We start from the raw sequence: 14,931 nt of genomic DNA, 5'->3' as shown, positions 1-14,931 counted from the left end.
CGATCTATGTGGACGCGGTGGCGGCGACGAAAACGCGCGCCCGCCATTTGACGCGGCGCCGTATGCTTGCCGCGACGATAGGCGCTACCTATTGTGCAGCCGCGACAGTAGTGACGGCAAGAGGGCCAAGGGGTGAACGGTCTCCCGCAAGCGGATATGAAAGACGACGCGCTCGATCCGGTCGCGCGCCTCACGGCGCTCGGCGGCGCGGATATGAAGCGGGTCGAGGCTCTGCTCGCTGATCGCATGGCGAGCGAGACCGATATCATTCCAAAAGTCGCGCGCTATCTCGTGGAGGCCGGCGGCAAGCGGATCCGCCCGCTGATCACTGTGGCGAGCGCGCGCATGCTGGGATACCAGGGCGACGGCCATATCTCGCTGGCTGCGGCGGTGGAGTTCATCCATTCGGCGACGCTCCTCCACGACGACGTGGTTGATGACAGTGATCTGCGGCGCGGGCTCAAACCCGCCAATCAGGTCTGGTCCAATCCGCACTCGGTGCTTGTGGGCGATTTCCTGTTTGCGCGCGCCTTCATGATGATGGTGGACGCCGGCTCCATGCCCGCCCTGAAAGTGCTCAGCCGCGCCGCCGCCGTGATCGCTGAAGGCGAGGTCCGACAACTCGCCGCCGTGCGCGACCTCGAAGTCTCACGCCAGGCCTATATGGGCATTATCGAAGCCAAGACAGCCGAGCTGTTCGCCGCCGCAGCGCAGGTGAGCCCGATCCTCGCCGGCGCCGGACCCGAGCTTGAAGAGGCCATGGAGATTTATGGCCGCGAGCTCGGGCTGGCTTTCCAGCTTGTCGACGACGCGCTGGATTATGGCGGGGTCGCCGTGGATCTGGGCAAGAACACCGGTGATGATTTCCGAGAGGGCAAGATCACCCTGCCCCTGGCGCTGGCTATCGAAGCCGCCGACGCCGAGGAGCGCGCCTTTTTCGAGCGCACGATCGGCCAGCTTGATCAAACCGGCGCCGATTTCGAAACCGCCGTGGCCCTGCTGAACAAGCACGGCGCGCTGGACGCCACGCTGGAGGCCGCCCGCGGCCACGCGCGCCGGGCGGTGAAAGCCCTGGACGCCGCTCCGAAGAATGAATGGTCGCACGCGCTGGCCGCCCTGGCCGAGTTCGTGGTGGAGCGGGCGTATTGATCACTTCTGTCCCTCCCCTTCATGGGGAGGGTGGGCCGAGGCGAAGCCTCGGGTCGTGTGGGGTGCACCGCCGGCGCTGCATCTTTCACGTCTCCCGCCGCACCCCCTCCGTCCGCTTCGCGGACACCTCCCCCATTAAGGGGGAGGACAAAAAGGGGCCTTCGGCGCACACCCCCTAAGCGAGCCTTCAAGCCTTCAGGAGCCCCCCATGCATATCTCCAGCACGTTCGACGCCGGCAACATCATCGTGAAGTCCGCCAAAGACCCGAAGAATGTCCGCCTGGAGATCCGCAAGGATCACCAGTCAGACTTTTACCAGTGGTTCTATTTCAAGGCGTCCGGCGCCAGGGGCGAGGCCTGCCGTTTCGTCATCGAGAACGCCGGCGGCGCCGCGTATCAGCAGGGATGGCCGGGCTATCAGGCCTGCGTCTCCAGCGACCGGGAGGTCTGGGAACGCGCCGAAACGTCCTATGACAAGGGCGAGCTTGTGATTTCCCTCACCCCGGACGCCGATGCGGTCTGGATCGCCTATTTCGCCCCCTACTCCATGACCCGCCATGACAAGCTGATCGCCGCCTGCCAGCAGCATCCCCGGGTGAGGCTGGACGTGCTGGGGCAGACGCTGGACGGGCGCGACATGGACCGGCTCACCATTGGCGAGCCGGGCGAAGGCAAGAAAACCATCTGGGTGATCGCGCGCCAGCATCCCGGCGAGACCATGGCCGAATGGGCCGCCGAAGGCTTTCTGGACCGCCTGCTGGACGATGCCGATCCGGCGAGCCGGGCGCTGCTGGACCGCGCCGTGGTCCATGTCGTGCCCAACATGAACCCGGACGGGTCCTTCCGCGGGCATCTGCGCACCAACGCCAAGGGCGTCAATCTCAACCGCGAATGGGACAAGGCGACGCAGGAGAACAGCCCCGAAGTGGCGTGCGTGCTAGAAGCGATGCGCGAGACCGGGGTCGATCTCTTCCTCGACATGCACGGCGACGAGGCGCTGCCCTATAATTTTATCGCCGGCGCCGAAGGCACGCCGGGCTGGAACGACGAGGCCAAGGCCCTGCTGGAGCTCTATAAAAGCGAGCTGATGCGGTTCAATCCGGACTTCCAGACCGAGCGCGGCTATCCCGAAAGCCCGCCGGGCACGGCCAATCCAGCCGTGGCCACCAATTACATGGCGCCGGCGTTCAATTGCCTCGCCATGACGCTGGAAATGCCGTTCAAGGACAGCGCCATCACCCCCGACGAGGCCCAGGGCTGGTCGCCGGAGCGCTGCCTGCACATGGGCGCGGCCCAGATCGACGCCATGCGCGCCGTGCTGGACCGGCTTTAGGCGGCAGTCGCCCCGGCCTGACCGCCGCGCTTACTCGCTCGGCTCGGCCTCGGGCTGCGGCCGGAAGTCCATGTCAGTGTCGGCCACCAGATAGGTGAAGATGGTCCAGGCGGCGACGTTCTGGGCCATTTCTTCCGGCACGATCTTGTCGAACGTGTCGTTGGGCGTGTGGTGGAACTCGAAATAGTCCTCGCCGTTCTGCTCCAGCCGCGCCATGGGCACGCCCATGAAAGCCAGCGGGATCATGTCGGGACCACCGCCGGACTCATTACCGCCCCGGATGATCCCCAGCGGCGCCAGCTCGCGGCCGATGGCGTCGAAAAACGGCAGGGCTTCTTCGCTGACATTGGAGCCGAAGCGCCAGACTTCGCGCGCGCCGAAATCGCTTTCCGACCCGATGACGTGGTTTTCAAGCGTTCCGTCCGCGGCGCGCGCCCGGGCATAGGCGCGCGCTCCGACCAGCCCGACCTCCTCGGCGCCGAACAGCACCACGCGGATGGTCCGCCTTGGATGGCGCGGCAGATCGCCGATCAGCTTGGCGGCCGCCATGGTGATGCCGACGCCCGCCCCGTCGTCCAGGGCGCCCGTGCCGGTGTCCCAGCTGTCCAGATGCCCGCCGATAACGACGATCTCATCGGGCGCTTCAGATCCCACGATCTCGCCGATGACATTGCCGCTCACCACCTCGCCGCGCCAGCCTGCATAGGTGCGAAGGCGGATGCGCAGCGTCTCGCCGCTCTGCGCGATGCGTTCGATCTGGTCGGCGTCGGGCCCGGAAACCGCCAGCGCCGGGATCTCCGGGCGGCGATCATCGGGAAAGCTCATCATGCCGGTATGCGCAAAGCGGTTGGAGCTGGTGCCCACCGAGCGGATCAGCACGCCGAGCGCACCGCGGTCCTCGGCTTCATGCCAGGCGCGCGTACGCTTGCGATTGGCCCAGCCATAGCCCTCGCCGGTGCGCGAGGCGACCATGCGGTCATTGATGAAGACCAGCCGGCCGTCCAGCGCGTCGTCGGCGCCGTCAAAGGCCAGCAAAGCGTCAAAGCTGTCGAAAAACACCACTTCGGCTTCAAGGCCGCCTTCGGGCGTCGCCGCCGCGCCGCCCAGCGAAATGGCGTAGAGCGGCTGCGGGAAGGGCGAAGTGATGGCGACCTCTTCATAGATCGAGCGCCCACGCGTCCAGAGATCCAGAGGAAACTCCTCCACCCGCACGTTTTCAAAGCCGAGCTCGGTGAGCATCGCCGCCCCCCACTCGCGCGCCCGCGCTTCCTGAGGCGTGCCGGCGAGACGCGGGCCGATCTCGGTGGTCAGGCTTTCAGTGATCTCATAGGCCAGATTGCTGGCCAGAGCCGCATCAGCCAGGCCTTGCGCGGTTTCAGCCTTTGCAGGATCAAGGCGATGGATATCGTCCTGCGCCAGGCCCGGCGCGGCGGCGAGGCCGAGCGCCAGTATGGAAACGGCGGCACGGCGGGCGGATTCTAGCATGGCGATCTCCGGAAACTATCTTTGAGCGGACCTTAGCCCGCGTGCGCCCGGCAAGGAAGACGCCGGCGGCGGCAGGCGCGCTTGTTCGTGATGGTGTTCCACTGCGCCACGAACGTTTATACCTGAGGTCATGATGACCATTCATGACGACGATTCCCCCTTGTCTACGGAGCGCGTGACGGCTGAACACGGCGCGGCGCGCGCAGCGATCACCGGCCCGGACGCCGCGCCTGGTCACGGCGCCTTTGCGCCGGGCATGGTGGCGCGCGTCGGCCTGGCGATCGGGCGCCGCCTGCCAAAGGGCCGAGCCGGGTTAAGGCTCGCCGGCGCGGCGCGCCCGCTGGCGCTTTCAGGCCTCAAGGACGGGCGCTGCGACGTGGAGGCGCTGGGCCTGCGCCTGCGCCTGCATCCAAAGGATAATCTGTCGGAAAAGCGCCTTTTCCTCACCCCGCAATGCTTTGATCCTGATGAGCTGGACGCGGTGCGCGCCGTGATGGCGCCGGGCAAGACCTTCATGGACATCGGCGCGAACGCGGGCGCCTACGCCCTTGTGGCGGCCAAGGCCGGCGGGCGGGCAAGCCGTGTGATCGCGGTGGAACCCCAGGCTGAGATGCGCCGGCGCATGCTGTTCAACGCCCGCCAGAACGGGCTGGAGAATCTCGAGGTCACAGGCGTCGCCCTTTCAGACTATGAAGGCGAGGACGTGATGCGCATGGTGGCGGGCAATCTGGGCGGGACAGCGCTCACAGGGCCCGGCCAAGCCTGCGGCGAGGCGGTGCGGGTGACCACGCTGCCCACGCTGATGAGGGAGCTGCGCATCGAGCGGATCGACGCCATGAAGATCGACGTGGAAGGCGGCGAGCTGGACATTCTGTCGGCCTTCTTCAAACAGGTCGACGCCGACCGCTGGCCGGAGCTCATGGTGCTGGAACGCGCCGACCTGGCGGGGCGCGATGCGCCGGACGCGGCTGCGTTGGCGCAATCCAAGGGATATAAAGTTCAACGATACACCAGAATGAACGTTATTCTGGTGCGGTAGGCGCGCACGTGCGGACGCCGGAGGGGACGCCGGCGAATTTCGGGCATGGGGGACGACACGACATGAGTGTGGATAGAATAATCCCTGGGCGCACGAAGGATCTGGGCGGATTCCAGGTCTCCCGCGTGCTGCCCATTGCAAAAAAGCGGCGCGTGGGCCCGTTCGTCTTCTTTGACGAGATGGGACCGGCGACCTTCAAGCCGGGCGACGGAATCGATGTCCGCCCTCATCCCCATATCGGGCTGTCCACGGTCACCTACCTCTTTGAGGGCGAGATGGACCACGCTGATACGCTGGGCGTGGCGAAGACCATCACGCCGGGCGCGGTGAACCTGATGACATCCGGGCGCGGCATCGTGCATTCAGAGCGCACCGGGCCGAAAGCCCGCGCCGCCGGTCATCACCTGCACGGCATCCAGGTCTGGATCGCCCTGCCCATGGGCCAAGAAGACCAGGCGCCGGATTTTCAGCATGTGGCCGCCTCCGACATCCCGGAAGTGGAACAGGGCGGTGCGGCGCTGCGCGTCATCATGGGTGAGGCCTTCGGTGTGAAATCGCCGGTGAAGACCCACTCCCACACGCTTTATGTCCACGCAGAATGCCCGGCCGGCTCGGTCTTCCAGCTGCCCTCAGGTCAGGGCGAGCTGGCGGCCTACATCGTCTCCGGACAGATCGAAACCGGCGGAGAGCCGGTGAGCGCCGGGCGGATGGCGGTGTTCTCCGCCGGCGAGGCGCCGGTGATCCGGGCGCGCACAGACAGCCGCGTCATGGTGCTGGGGGGCGCCGATCTGGGTGAGCGCCATATGGAGTGGAATTTCGTCGCCTCTAAAAAAGACCGCATCGAACAGGCCAAGGCCGATTGGCGCGCCAGCGCCGAGGCCGGCTTTCACGACACGGTCTTCGCCCTGCCTGCAAGCGAGGACGAATACATTCCCCTGCCCGGCGATCCGGATCCGGGCCCGCCGCCGCGCACCAGAGCGGAGCCCACCAGCTGAAGCAATCCAGGCGCCCGGGGCCTTAAAGGACCAGGTGCGCTATGACGCGCTGCAGCATGGATTTTCAGATGATTTGAGCGCCCCCCGGCGCTAGAACGGTCCCCCTCAAGGCGGACCCCGGCGTTCAGACCGCGGACGCCGATGGCGAGCAGGCAGCCCGAACGGGGGACCATCCATGGCCGACGGCATGATCACGGCGCGCGATCTCAGCGATCTTGGGATATCGGACGCGTTGAAACTCAATGTGAACTGGAACGAAGAAGCGCTCTATGAAGAGGCTGTGCGCCGGGGCGAAGGCCGCGTCGCCAAGGGCGGGGCGCTGGTGGTGGAGACCGGTCAGCACACCGGCCGCTCGGCGCGCGACAAGTTCACCGTACGCGACGAGACCACCGAGAGCACGATCTGGTGGGATTTCAACGCCTCCATGACGCCGGCGCATTTCGACGCGCTGTGGGACGATTTCAAGGCGCACATGAAAGGCCGTGAATTGTTCGTCCAGGAGCTGTTCGGCGGCGCCGATCCGGCCCATCGCCTTCCGGTCCGGGTGGTCAACGAGCTGTCCTGGCACTCGCTCTTCATCCGTCACCTTCTGCGCCGGCCCGACGCCAGCGATCTTGAGGATTTCCAGGCCGAGTTCACCATCGTGAATCTGCCCAGCTTCCAGGCCGACCCCGAGCGCCACGGCACGCGCGGAGAGACGGTGATCGCGGTCAATTTCGCCAAGCGCCTGGTGCTGATCGGCGGCACCTCTTACGCCGGCGAAACCAAGAAATCGGTCTTCACCATCCTGAATTATCTGCTGCCCGAGCGCCGCATCATGCCGATGCACTGCTCGGTCAATAAGGGCGAGCAGGGCGACAGCGCGATCTTCTTCGGGCTCTCCGGCACCGGCAAGACGACGCTATCGGCAGATCCCAAGCGGGTACTCATCGGCGATGACGAGCATGGCTGGTCGCCCGACGGGCTCTTCAATTTTGAAGGCGGCTGCTACGCCAAGATGATCCGCCTCGACCCCGAGGCCGAGCCGGCGATCTTCGCCACCACGAAGATGTGGGGCACGGTCCTGGAAAACGTGGTGATGGATCCGGTATCCCGCGAGCTGGATCTGGACGATGCGACGCTGGCGGAAAACTCCCGCGGCGCTTATCCGCTGCACTACATCCCCAATTCCTGCGACAAGAATGTCTGCGGCCATCCCAATAATCTGGTGATGCTCACCTGCGACGCGTTCGGCGTGATGCCGCCCATCGCCAAGCTTACGCCGGCCCAGGCCATGTACCACTTCCTGTCGGGCTACACCGCGAAAGTGGCTGGCACCGAGAAGGGCGTGACCGAGCCCAGCGCCACGTTCTCCACCTGCTTTGGCGCGCCCTTCATGCCGCGCCACCCGTCCGAATACGGCGCGCTTCTGCGCGATCTCATCGCCGAGCACGGCGCCGATTGCTGGCTGGTGAACACCGGCTGGACCGGCGGGCCCTATGGCGAAGGCAAGCGCATGCCCATCAAGGCGACGCGCGCACTTCTCAACGCGGCGCTGGACGGCTCGCTCGCCGGCGCGGAATACCGCATCGATCCGGTGTTCGGCTTCGCCGTTCCGGTGAGGGTTGAGGGAGTCGACCCCGCCATCCTGAACCCGCGCGAAACCTGGTCAAATCTGGCCGCCTATGACGACCAGGCCGAGAAGCTCGCCGACATGTTCGTGGCGAATTTCGAAAAGTTCGAAGAGCACGTGGCCGCCTATGTGCGCGCCGCGGCGCCCAAGCCCGGCGAGGCGAAAGCCGCGGAATAGGCGGCGCCGCTTCACTGAAACAGAAAAACCCCGGCGCGGCGCGCCGGGCTTTTGCTATCCACATCTCATGGACGCGCGCTTCCTCACCGCCTTCGACCGGCTGCCGCCCGGCTACCAGACCGGCTCTTATCGCGGTGAACGCTGGGGCGTGACGATCACCGGGTGTCCGGGAGACCCCGTGCGCAAGCTCTATGGCGAGCGCCTCTCCGGCGGCGACCATGTGAGCTTCAACCTCTACACGTTGGCGAGCGGACCAGTACTGAAGCCCTGCGAGATGCCGGAAGCCAAGGTGGTTGCGTTCGTGCTGGGATTTGCGCCGGACCTCTGACGCAATCAAGACGCCTGCCCAGGGACAAAAAACGCCCCGGTCGGGAGACCCGGCGCGAGGCGTTTTTGTACGTCAGACGCTTGGAAGCGGCCTGGACTGACGGCCCCTCTTAGCCCTGCGCGGCTGCGCTGGGTTTGCCGCTGGAGCGGGTGCGGGAACGCCCCCCGCCCTGGCCGCCACGGCCCTGACCGCCTTTACCGCCCTGGCCGCCGCGATTCTGGCCGCCCTGACCTTGCGGACGACCGCCGCCGGACCGGCCCCGGCCGCCGCCCCCGCCGCCGCGGTTTTGCTTCAGCTTGGCCGCATCGCCCTTGGGCATGGGCGGGGCGTCGTTCAGGCCGGCGATCTCCTTGCCGATGAGCTTTTCGATATCCTTCAGAAGAGTGCGCTCATCAGGGGCCACCAGCGACAAGGCGCGGCCGTCCGCGCCGGCGCGGGCGGTGCGCCCGATGCGGTGGACATAGCTTTCCGACACGTTGGGCAGTTCATAGTTCACCACCACGGCCACATCGTCGATGTCGAGCCCGCGCGCGGCGATGTCGGTGGCCACAAGCACCGGCGACTTGCCGGACCGGAAGGCCTCAAGGGCGCGCTCGCGCTGGCCCTGGGATTTGTTTCCGTGAATGGCGGCGGCCTTGTGGCCGTAGCTCACCAGCCGCTGGGCGACCCGGTCCGCACCCCGCTTGGTGCGGGTGAAGACGATCGCCTTCTTGCCCGCTTCCGGCGCCATCAGGTCCACCAGAGCTTCAGGCTTGTCGGCCGAGTTCACGTAGAAGACCTTCTGGTCGATACGCTCCACCGGCATGGACGGCGGGCTCACCGATACGGTCACCGGGTCTTTCAGGAAATCGTCGGCCAGCTGGCGGATCTGGGACGGCATGGTGGCCGAGAACATCACCGTCTGGCGCGGCTTGCCGGCCTGGGAGAGGATCTTGCGGATCGCCGGCATGAAGCCGAGATCGAGCATCTGGTCGGCCTCGTCCAGGATCACGACATTGGTGTGGTCCAGGCGAACCTTGCCGGTGGACATGTGGTCGAGAAGCCGGCCCGGCGTGGCGATCAGGATATCAAGGCCAAGCGCCAGCTTCTTGATCTGGGGGCCCGGCTTCACGCCGCCGAACACCACTGCATGGGTGAGCCCGGCATGCTTGCCATAGGTCTCCACGCTGGCGCCGATCTGCGCGGCGAGCTCGCGCGTGGGCGCCAGGATGAGGGCGCGGCAGGTGCGTCCGGGCGCCTGCTTGTTCTGCGCCAGAAGCCGGGTGATCAGGGGCAGCACGAAGGCCGCCGTCTTGCCGGTGCCGGTCTGGGCCAGGCCCACAACATCGCGTCCGGCCAGAACCGGGGCGATGGCGCGCGCCTGGATCGGCGTCGGGGTCTCATAGCCCTCGTCCAGAACAGCGCGCAGAACCGGCTCGGCCAGGTTCAAATCAGTAAATTTCGTCATATCAAACTTTCTCGCGCGCCCGACATTCCGGGTGCGGCGTTGATGTCATTCATAGGAGACAACTGCGTAGATCAGCCGCCGTCGGCAGGCGCTGTTGCGCCCAACGCCCGGACAGGAGTTCCTGGAGCTGCAAGCTCGAGGCCGATCCGATAGCGATCAGGTGTAAGAGCGGCGTCCGCTCTCTCCACGCACCCGATCGCATGCGTAGAAGTCATGTGGACGTGTTCTGCGGCGAAAGCAAGGCGGAAGGCTCGCGACGCCTGCGCCATGCGGCTATAACCGGCCTGATCCAAGCCAGGAGCCTCGCCATGGACGCCAAGACCCCGACGCCGCCTGCGCCTCCGCCCGCAGACGTGAACTTCACATTTTCTGAGGCCGAACTTGATGCGTTGAAGGCCTATGGCGAGGTGCGACGCCATGAAACCGGAGAGGTGCTGGTGCGCGAAGGCGACCGGCGGGTGGACAATCTGATCACCCTCTCGGGCCAGACCCATATCTTTGTCGAGGGCCGGGACGGGCCGACCCGACTTGGCTGGATGGAGCGCGGCCAGTTTTCCGGCGATATCGGGGTGCTTACCGGACAGACCAGTCTAGCCAGCGTCACCATGGGCGAAGCGGGCGAGGTTCTGCACATCCCGTTTGATCGCTTTCAGCGTCTGCTGGTGGAGAACTCGGCGCTGTCCGACATCTTTGTGCGCACCTTCACCGCCCGCCGGGTGTTCGCCCTGTCGCGCACAGACACGCCGGTGATCGTGCTGGGCTCGGCGCTGGACCGGTCCGTGTTCGCGTTGCGCGATTTTCTCACCCGCCATGGCGCGCCGCACAGCTGGTACGATCCGGTGACCGATCGTCTGGGCGCGCAGATTCTCGACGCCAAGGGGCTTCAGCGCTCCGATCTTCCCATCGTGGTGATGGGCGCGCAGCGCGTCCTGATCAAGCCGACCGTGAACGACATCGCCGCCGAGCTGGGCTCCGACCTTCTTCCCGACGGCGCGGCGGCAGACGTCATCATCGTGGGCGCCGGGCCCGCGGGCCTGGCCGCCTCAGTCTATGCCGGGTCAGAGGGGCTCACCGTTCTGACGCTGGACGCCGACGCCCCCGGCGGCCAGGCGGGAACCAGCTCGAAAATCGAAAATTATCTCGGCTTTCCCATGGGCGTCTCCGGACGGGAGCTGGCGGACAGGGCCGCAATCCAGGCGCAAAAATTCGGCGTGCGCCTGGCCGCGCCGGTGGAAGCGTCAAAGCTTCTGCCGCTGGACGACGGCGCCTACTGCGTTCACACCGAGGACGGTCGCACGCTCAAAGCCCGCGCGGTGGTGATCGCAACGGGCGCGCAGTATCGCCGTCTGCCGATCGAGAACCTGGAGCAGTTTGAGGGGCGCGGCGTCTATTACGGCGCCTCGCCGCTGGAGGCGCAGCTGTGTTCCAACGCCGACGCGGTGGTCGTGGGCGCGGGCAATTCGGCCGGTCAGGGCGCGGTTTTCCTGTCGCGCACCGCCCACAGCGTCCATGTAATGTACCGGCGCGCCGACATTCGCGAGACCATGAGCGAATATCTGGTGCGACGCCTGGAGGAGGCGGGGAACATTCACCTCCATCCGCAGACCGAAATCGACCGTCTGATCGGCGCCGAAGGCGACGAAACGCGGCTTGCCGCGATGGATCTGAAAACGCCCTCAGGGCCGCAGCGTTTGGAGGCCGGCTTCGCCTTCCTGTTCACCGGCGCGGCGCCGTTCACGCAGTGGCTGCCGGACGCCGTGGCGCGCGACACCCGCGGCTTTGTGAAGACCGGACAGGAGCTGGAGACGCTGGACCTTGTGAGGGCGGGCTGGACGCTCGACCGCATGCCGAGCGTGTTTGAGACCAGCCTGCCGCGCGTCTATGCGGTGGGCGATGTGCGCGCCGGCTCGGTCAAGCGTGTCGCCAGCGGCGTCGGCGAAGGCAGCGTTGTGGTCAGCCATATCCATGGCGCGCTCGGTGAAATGTCGCGCAGGTAGCGCGATCACACGATCGCGATGAGCGGCGGGGTTTGCAGCCGGGCCGCAAAAGCCCACCTTTGCGGCGATGAAACGCCGCAAGGAGACGCCGCGATGACGACTTACACCCCGCCAAGGGTCTGGACCTGGGACAGCGAAAGCGGCGGCCGGTTCGCCAACATCAACCGCCCGATATCCGGCGCGACACAGGACAAGGACTTGCCCGTGGGCGAGCATCCCTTCCAGCTCTACTCGCTGGCCACGCCCAACGGGGTGAAGGCCACGGTGATGTTCGAAGAGTTGCTGGAGCTTGGCCATTCAAACGCCGAGTACGACGCCTGGCTGATCAATATCGGCGACGGCGACCAGTTCACCAGCGGATTTGTGGACATCAATCCCAACTCCAAGATCCCCGCCCTGCTCGACCGCAGCGGCCCGGAGCCGGTCCGGGTGTTTGAGTCCGGATCCATTCTGGTTCACCTGGCCGAGAAGTTCGGTGCCTTTCTGCCCGAAAGCGGGCCGGAACGAATCGAAGTGATGAATTGGCTGTTCTGGCAGATGGGCTCCGCGCCCTATCTCGGCGGCGGGTTCGGGCATTTCTACGCCTATGCGCCTGAGAAATTCGAGTACCCGATCAATCGCTTCGCCATGGAGGTGAAACGACAGCTCCATGTCCTGGAAACCGCCCTGACTGACCGGCCTTATATCGCCGGCGATGAGTACACCATCGCCGACATGGCGATCTGGCCCTGGTATGGCGGCCTGGCGCTAGGCAAGCTCTACGAGGCCGGCGAGTTTCTGTCGGTGCACGAGTACAAGAATGTGCGCGCCTGGGCCGAGAAGATCGGCGAGCGCCCGGCCGCCAAGCGCGGCCGGCGCGTCAACAAGCTCTGGGGCGACGAAGCCGACCAGATGCGCGAGCGTCACGGGCCGGGAGATTTCAAGGCGTAATTGAAGCGTGAGGGGAGCAAACCGGCGTATCAAATGCGTCGGTTTGCTCAGGTCTACTGACTGCGTGACGCTTCGCGCCATGCGTCGCAGCCGTTGCGCCTGTTGCCGAAAGAGTCCGGCTGGAACACAAAAAACCCCCGGCCATAAGGCTCGGGGGTTGAATTTGGGTGCGGGGGTAGGATTTGAACCTACGACCTTCAGGTTATGAGCCTGACGAGCTACCGGGCTGCTCCACCCCGCAACAGCTCTATTTGACGATCCACGACGGACCTGCGGGCTGAAATGACAAACCCCCGGCCGAAACCGGGGGCTGGCCAGGCCAACAAAGGTAAATGGAGGACTGTGTCGTACGTGCGGAGCGGGCGGCGACCTACTCTCCCATGCCTTAAGACATAGTACCATCGGCGCAGAGGGGCTTAACGGCCGTGTTCGGGATGGGAACGGGTGCGGAACCCTCGCTATAACCACCCGCTCGGCGCGTGCGACACAAAAACGTAGAGACATTCTGACTTATCGGGCTTCAACACATGGGGGCGAAGCGATCGCCGTCCATGAGCATCGTAAGATCAAGCCGATCGAGCAATTAGTACTGGTCCGCTCCACACATTGCTGCGCTTCCACTTCCAGCCTATCAACGTGGTGGTCTTCCACGGCTCTCAAGGGATACCTGGTTTTGAGGGGGGCTTCCCGCTTAGATGCTTTCAGCGGTTATCCCTTCCGAACTTAGCTACCCTGCAATGCTGCTGGCGCAACAACAGGTCCACCAGAGGTTCGTCCATCCCGGTCCTCTCGTACTAGGGACAGCTCCTCTCAAGTATCCGACACCCACGGCAGATAGGGACCGAACTGTCTCACGACGTTCTAAACCCAGCTCACGTACCGCTTTAATTGGCGAACAGCCAAACCCTTGGGACCTGCTCCAGCCCCAGGATGCGATGAGCCGACATCGAGGTGCCAAACAATGCCGTCGATATGGACTCTTGGGCATCATCAGCCTGTTATCCCCGGCGTACCTTTTATCCGTTGAGCGATGGCCCTTCCACGCGGGACCACCGGATCACTATGGCCGTCTTTCGACTCTGTTCGACCTGTCAGTCTCACAGTCAGGCTGGCTTATGCCATTGCACTCAACGAGCGATTTCCGACCGCTCTGAGCCAACCTTCGCGCGCCTCCGTTACTCTTTGGGAGGCGACCGCCCCAGTCAAACTACCCACCACGCAGGGTCCCGAACCCGGTTTCACGGGCTGCGGTTAGACGTCAATGAGGATAAGGGCGGTATTTCAAGGGTGGCTCCGCCAAGACTAGCGCCCTGGTTTCATAGCCTCCCGCCTATCCTACACATATCGCCACTAACGCCACTGCGAAGTTGTAGTAAAGGTGCACGGGGTCTTTCCGTCTGACCGCGGGAACTCCGCATCTTCACGGAGAATTCAATTTCGCTGAGTCTCTGCTGGAGACAGTGGGGAAGTCGTTACGCCATTCGTGCAGGTCGGAACTTACCCGACAAGGAATTTCGCTACCTTAGGACCGTTATAGTTACGGCCGCCGTTTACCGGGGCTTCAATTCGGTGCTTGCACACCTCCTTTTAACCTTCCGGCACCGGGCAGGCGTCAGACCCTATACGTCGTCTTGCGACTTCGCAGAGCCCTGTGTTTTTAGTAAACAGTCGCCACCCCCTGGTCTGTGCCCCTGGACACTGCTTGCGCAGCGCCAGGCTCCCTTCTCGCGAACTTACGGGAGCAATTTGCCGAGTTCCTTCAGCAGAGTTCTCTCAAGCGCCTTGGTATGCTCTACCAGTCCACCTGTGTCGGTTTAGGGTACGGTCTAATGCGGAAGCTATTTCCAGGGGCGCCTTCACCGCTCACTCAATCCAGTAAGAATGAACGATTTCCAGAACCCGTCACTTTCCGCTGGCCCAGGAATGTTAACCTGGTTCCCATCGACTACGCCTTTCGGCCTCGCCTTAGGGGCCGGCTGACCCTGCGCTGATTAGCATTGCGCAGGAACCCTTGGACTTTCGGCGAGAGTGTCTCTCACACTCTTTATCGCTACTCATGTCAGCATTCTCACTTCTGATACCTCCAGGAGACCTCACAGTCTCCCTTCATCAGCCTACAGAACGCTCCGCTACCGCTCTTTCGAGCCCGCAGCTTCGGTGCAACACTTAAGCCCCGTTACATTTTCCGCGCAGGAGCGCTTGACCAGTGAGCTGTTACGCTTTCTTTAAAGGATGGCTGCTTCTAAGCCAACCTCCTGGTTGTCTAAGCACTCCCACATCGTTTCCCACTTAGTGTTGACTTTGGGACCTTAGCTGGCGGTCAGGGCTGTTTCCCTCTCCACTACGGACCTTAGCACCCGCAGTGTGTCTGCCACGCATTACTCCTCGGTATTCGGAGTTTGGTTAGGTTTGGTAAGCCGGTGAGGCCCCCTAGCCCAT

The 14,931-nt window shown here is 64.5% G+C and carries 10 protein-coding genes, 1 tRNA gene and 2 rRNA genes (1 of these 13 only partly in view); 8 read left to right on the top strand and 5 right to left on the bottom strand.

Annotated features, from left to right (window positions below; genetic code table 11):
• The first annotated feature begins 156 nt into the window (after positions 1 to 156).
• Both ACWCOP_RS04460 and ACWCOP_RS04455 read left to right on the top strand, forming a co-directional pair.
• The gene (locus ACWCOP_RS04460) at positions 157 to 1,149 is read left to right on the top strand and encodes a polyprenyl synthetase family protein (RefSeq protein WP_478250018.1); all 993 of its coding nucleotides are present in this window, start codon (positions 157 to 159) and stop codon (positions 1,147 to 1,149) included.
• 208 nt (positions 1,150 to 1,357) lie between these two features.
• Positions 1,358 to 2,482: a M14 family metallopeptidase gene (locus tag ACWCOP_RS04455; RefSeq protein WP_478250017.1), complete on the top strand. Its 1,125-nt coding sequence runs from the start codon at positions 1,358 to 1,360 to the stop codon at positions 2,480 to 2,482.
• Positions 2,483 to 2,512: 30 nt separating this feature from the next.
• On the opposite strand, the gene ACWCOP_RS04450 is transcribed toward ACWCOP_RS04455, so the two are convergent.
• Positions 2,513 to 3,967, bottom strand: coding sequence for a M28 family peptidase (locus ACWCOP_RS04450; RefSeq protein WP_478250016.1), 1,455 nt, complete (start codon positions 3,965 to 3,967; stop codon positions 2,513 to 2,515).
• 175 nt (positions 3,968 to 4,142) lie between these two features.
• On the opposite strand from ACWCOP_RS04450, the gene ACWCOP_RS04445 reads away from it, so the two are divergent.
• From ACWCOP_RS04445 to ACWCOP_RS04430, 4 genes are all read left to right on the top strand, one after another.
• The gene (locus tag ACWCOP_RS04445) at positions 4,143 to 5,006 is read left to right on the top strand and encodes an FkbM family methyltransferase (RefSeq protein ID WP_478250015.1); all 864 of its coding nucleotides are present in this window, start codon (positions 4,143 to 4,145) and stop codon (positions 5,004 to 5,006) included.
• 62 nt (positions 5,007 to 5,068) lie between these two features.
• Positions 5,069 to 6,001 carry a pirin family protein gene (locus tag ACWCOP_RS04440; protein WP_478250014.1) on the top strand — a complete coding sequence of 311 codons (933 nt, stop codon included), beginning with the start codon at positions 5,069 to 5,071 and terminating at the stop codon, positions 5,999 to 6,001.
• Between the two features lie 187 nt (positions 6,002 to 6,188).
• On the top strand, positions 6,189 to 7,790 hold the full coding sequence (locus ACWCOP_RS04435; RefSeq protein WP_478250652.1) for a phosphoenolpyruvate carboxykinase: 1,602 nt from the start codon (positions 6,189 to 6,191) through the stop codon (positions 7,788 to 7,790).
• 67 nt (positions 7,791 to 7,857) lie between these two features.
• Positions 7,858 to 8,118, top strand: a complete 261-nt coding sequence (locus ACWCOP_RS04430; RefSeq protein ID WP_478250013.1) for a hypothetical protein — start codon at positions 7,858 to 7,860, stop codon at positions 8,116 to 8,118.
• A gap of 109 nt (positions 8,119 to 8,227) precedes the next feature.
• Here the strand turns inward: ACWCOP_RS04430 and ACWCOP_RS04425 are convergent, their stop codons facing one another.
• The gene (locus ACWCOP_RS04425) at positions 8,228 to 9,565 is read right to left on the bottom strand and encodes a DEAD/DEAH box helicase (protein ID WP_478250012.1); all 1,338 of its coding nucleotides are present in this window, start codon (positions 9,563 to 9,565) and stop codon (positions 8,228 to 8,230) included.
• Positions 9,566 to 9,873: 308 nt separating this feature from the next.
• Here ACWCOP_RS04425 and ACWCOP_RS04420 point away from each other — a divergent pair, with 308 nt between their 5' ends.
• Both ACWCOP_RS04420 and yghU read left to right on the top strand, forming a co-directional pair.
• The gene (locus ACWCOP_RS04420; protein ID WP_478250011.1) at positions 9,874 to 11,562 is read left to right on the top strand and encodes an FAD-dependent oxidoreductase; all 1,689 of its coding nucleotides are present in this window, start codon (positions 9,874 to 9,876) and stop codon (positions 11,560 to 11,562) included.
• Between the two features lie 93 nt (positions 11,563 to 11,655).
• A complete protein-coding gene (yghU, locus tag ACWCOP_RS04415; protein ID WP_478250010.1) occupies positions 11,656 to 12,492 on the top strand; it encodes a glutathione-dependent disulfide-bond oxidoreductase in 837 nt (278 codons plus the stop codon).
• A 164-nt stretch (positions 12,493 to 12,656) separates the two neighbouring features.
• On the opposite strand, the gene ACWCOP_RS04410 is transcribed toward yghU, so the two are convergent.
• The 3 genes from ACWCOP_RS04410 to ACWCOP_RS04400 all read right to left on the bottom strand — a co-directional run.
• Positions 12,657 to 12,733: transfer RNA gene (locus ACWCOP_RS04410), tRNA-Met, on the bottom strand.
• Positions 12,734 to 12,849: 116 nt separating this feature from the next.
• Positions 12,850 to 12,964, bottom strand: a 5S ribosomal RNA gene (gene rrf / locus ACWCOP_RS04405).
• 90 nt (positions 12,965 to 13,054) lie between these two features.
• Positions 13,055 to 14,931, bottom strand: a 23S ribosomal RNA gene (locus ACWCOP_RS04400) (it continues 911 nt past the right edge of the window).

It is taken from the genome of Apolloniradiicaulis salifontis, from assembly GCF_053756655.1.
This window is presented reverse-complemented; position numbering and strand designations above follow the sequence as displayed.

Bases quoted from the DNA above. Each gene is read 5' to 3' on its own strand.
- ACWCOP_RS04460 (WP_478250018.1), top strand. From the start codon at position 157: ATGAAAGACGACGCGCTCGATCCGGTCGCGCGCCTCACGGCGCTCGGC.
- ACWCOP_RS04455 (WP_478250017.1), top strand. From the start codon at position 1,358: ATGCATATCTCCAGCACGTTCGACGCCGGCAACATCATCGTGAAGTCC.
- ACWCOP_RS04450 (WP_478250016.1), bottom strand. From the start codon at position 3,967: ATGCTAGAATCCGCCCGCCGTGCCGCCGTTTCCATACTGGCGCTCGGC.
- ACWCOP_RS04440 (WP_478250014.1), top strand. From the start codon at position 5,069: ATGAGTGTGGATAGAATAATCCCTGGGCGCACGAAGGATCTGGGCGGA.
- ACWCOP_RS04435 (WP_478250652.1), top strand. From the start codon at position 6,189: ATGATCACGGCGCGCGATCTCAGCGATCTTGGGATATCGGACGCGTTG.
- ACWCOP_RS04430 (WP_478250013.1), top strand. From the start codon at position 7,858: ATGGACGCGCGCTTCCTCACCGCCTTCGACCGGCTGCCGCCCGGCTAC.
- ACWCOP_RS04425 (WP_478250012.1), bottom strand. From the start codon at position 9,565: ATGACGAAATTTACTGATTTGAACCTGGCCGAGCCGGTTCTGCGCGCT.
- ACWCOP_RS04420 (WP_478250011.1), top strand. From the start codon at position 9,874: ATGGACGCCAAGACCCCGACGCCGCCTGCGCCTCCGCCCGCAGACGTG.
- yghU (WP_478250010.1), top strand. From the start codon at position 11,656: ATGACGACTTACACCCCGCCAAGGGTCTGGACCTGGGACAGCGAAAGC.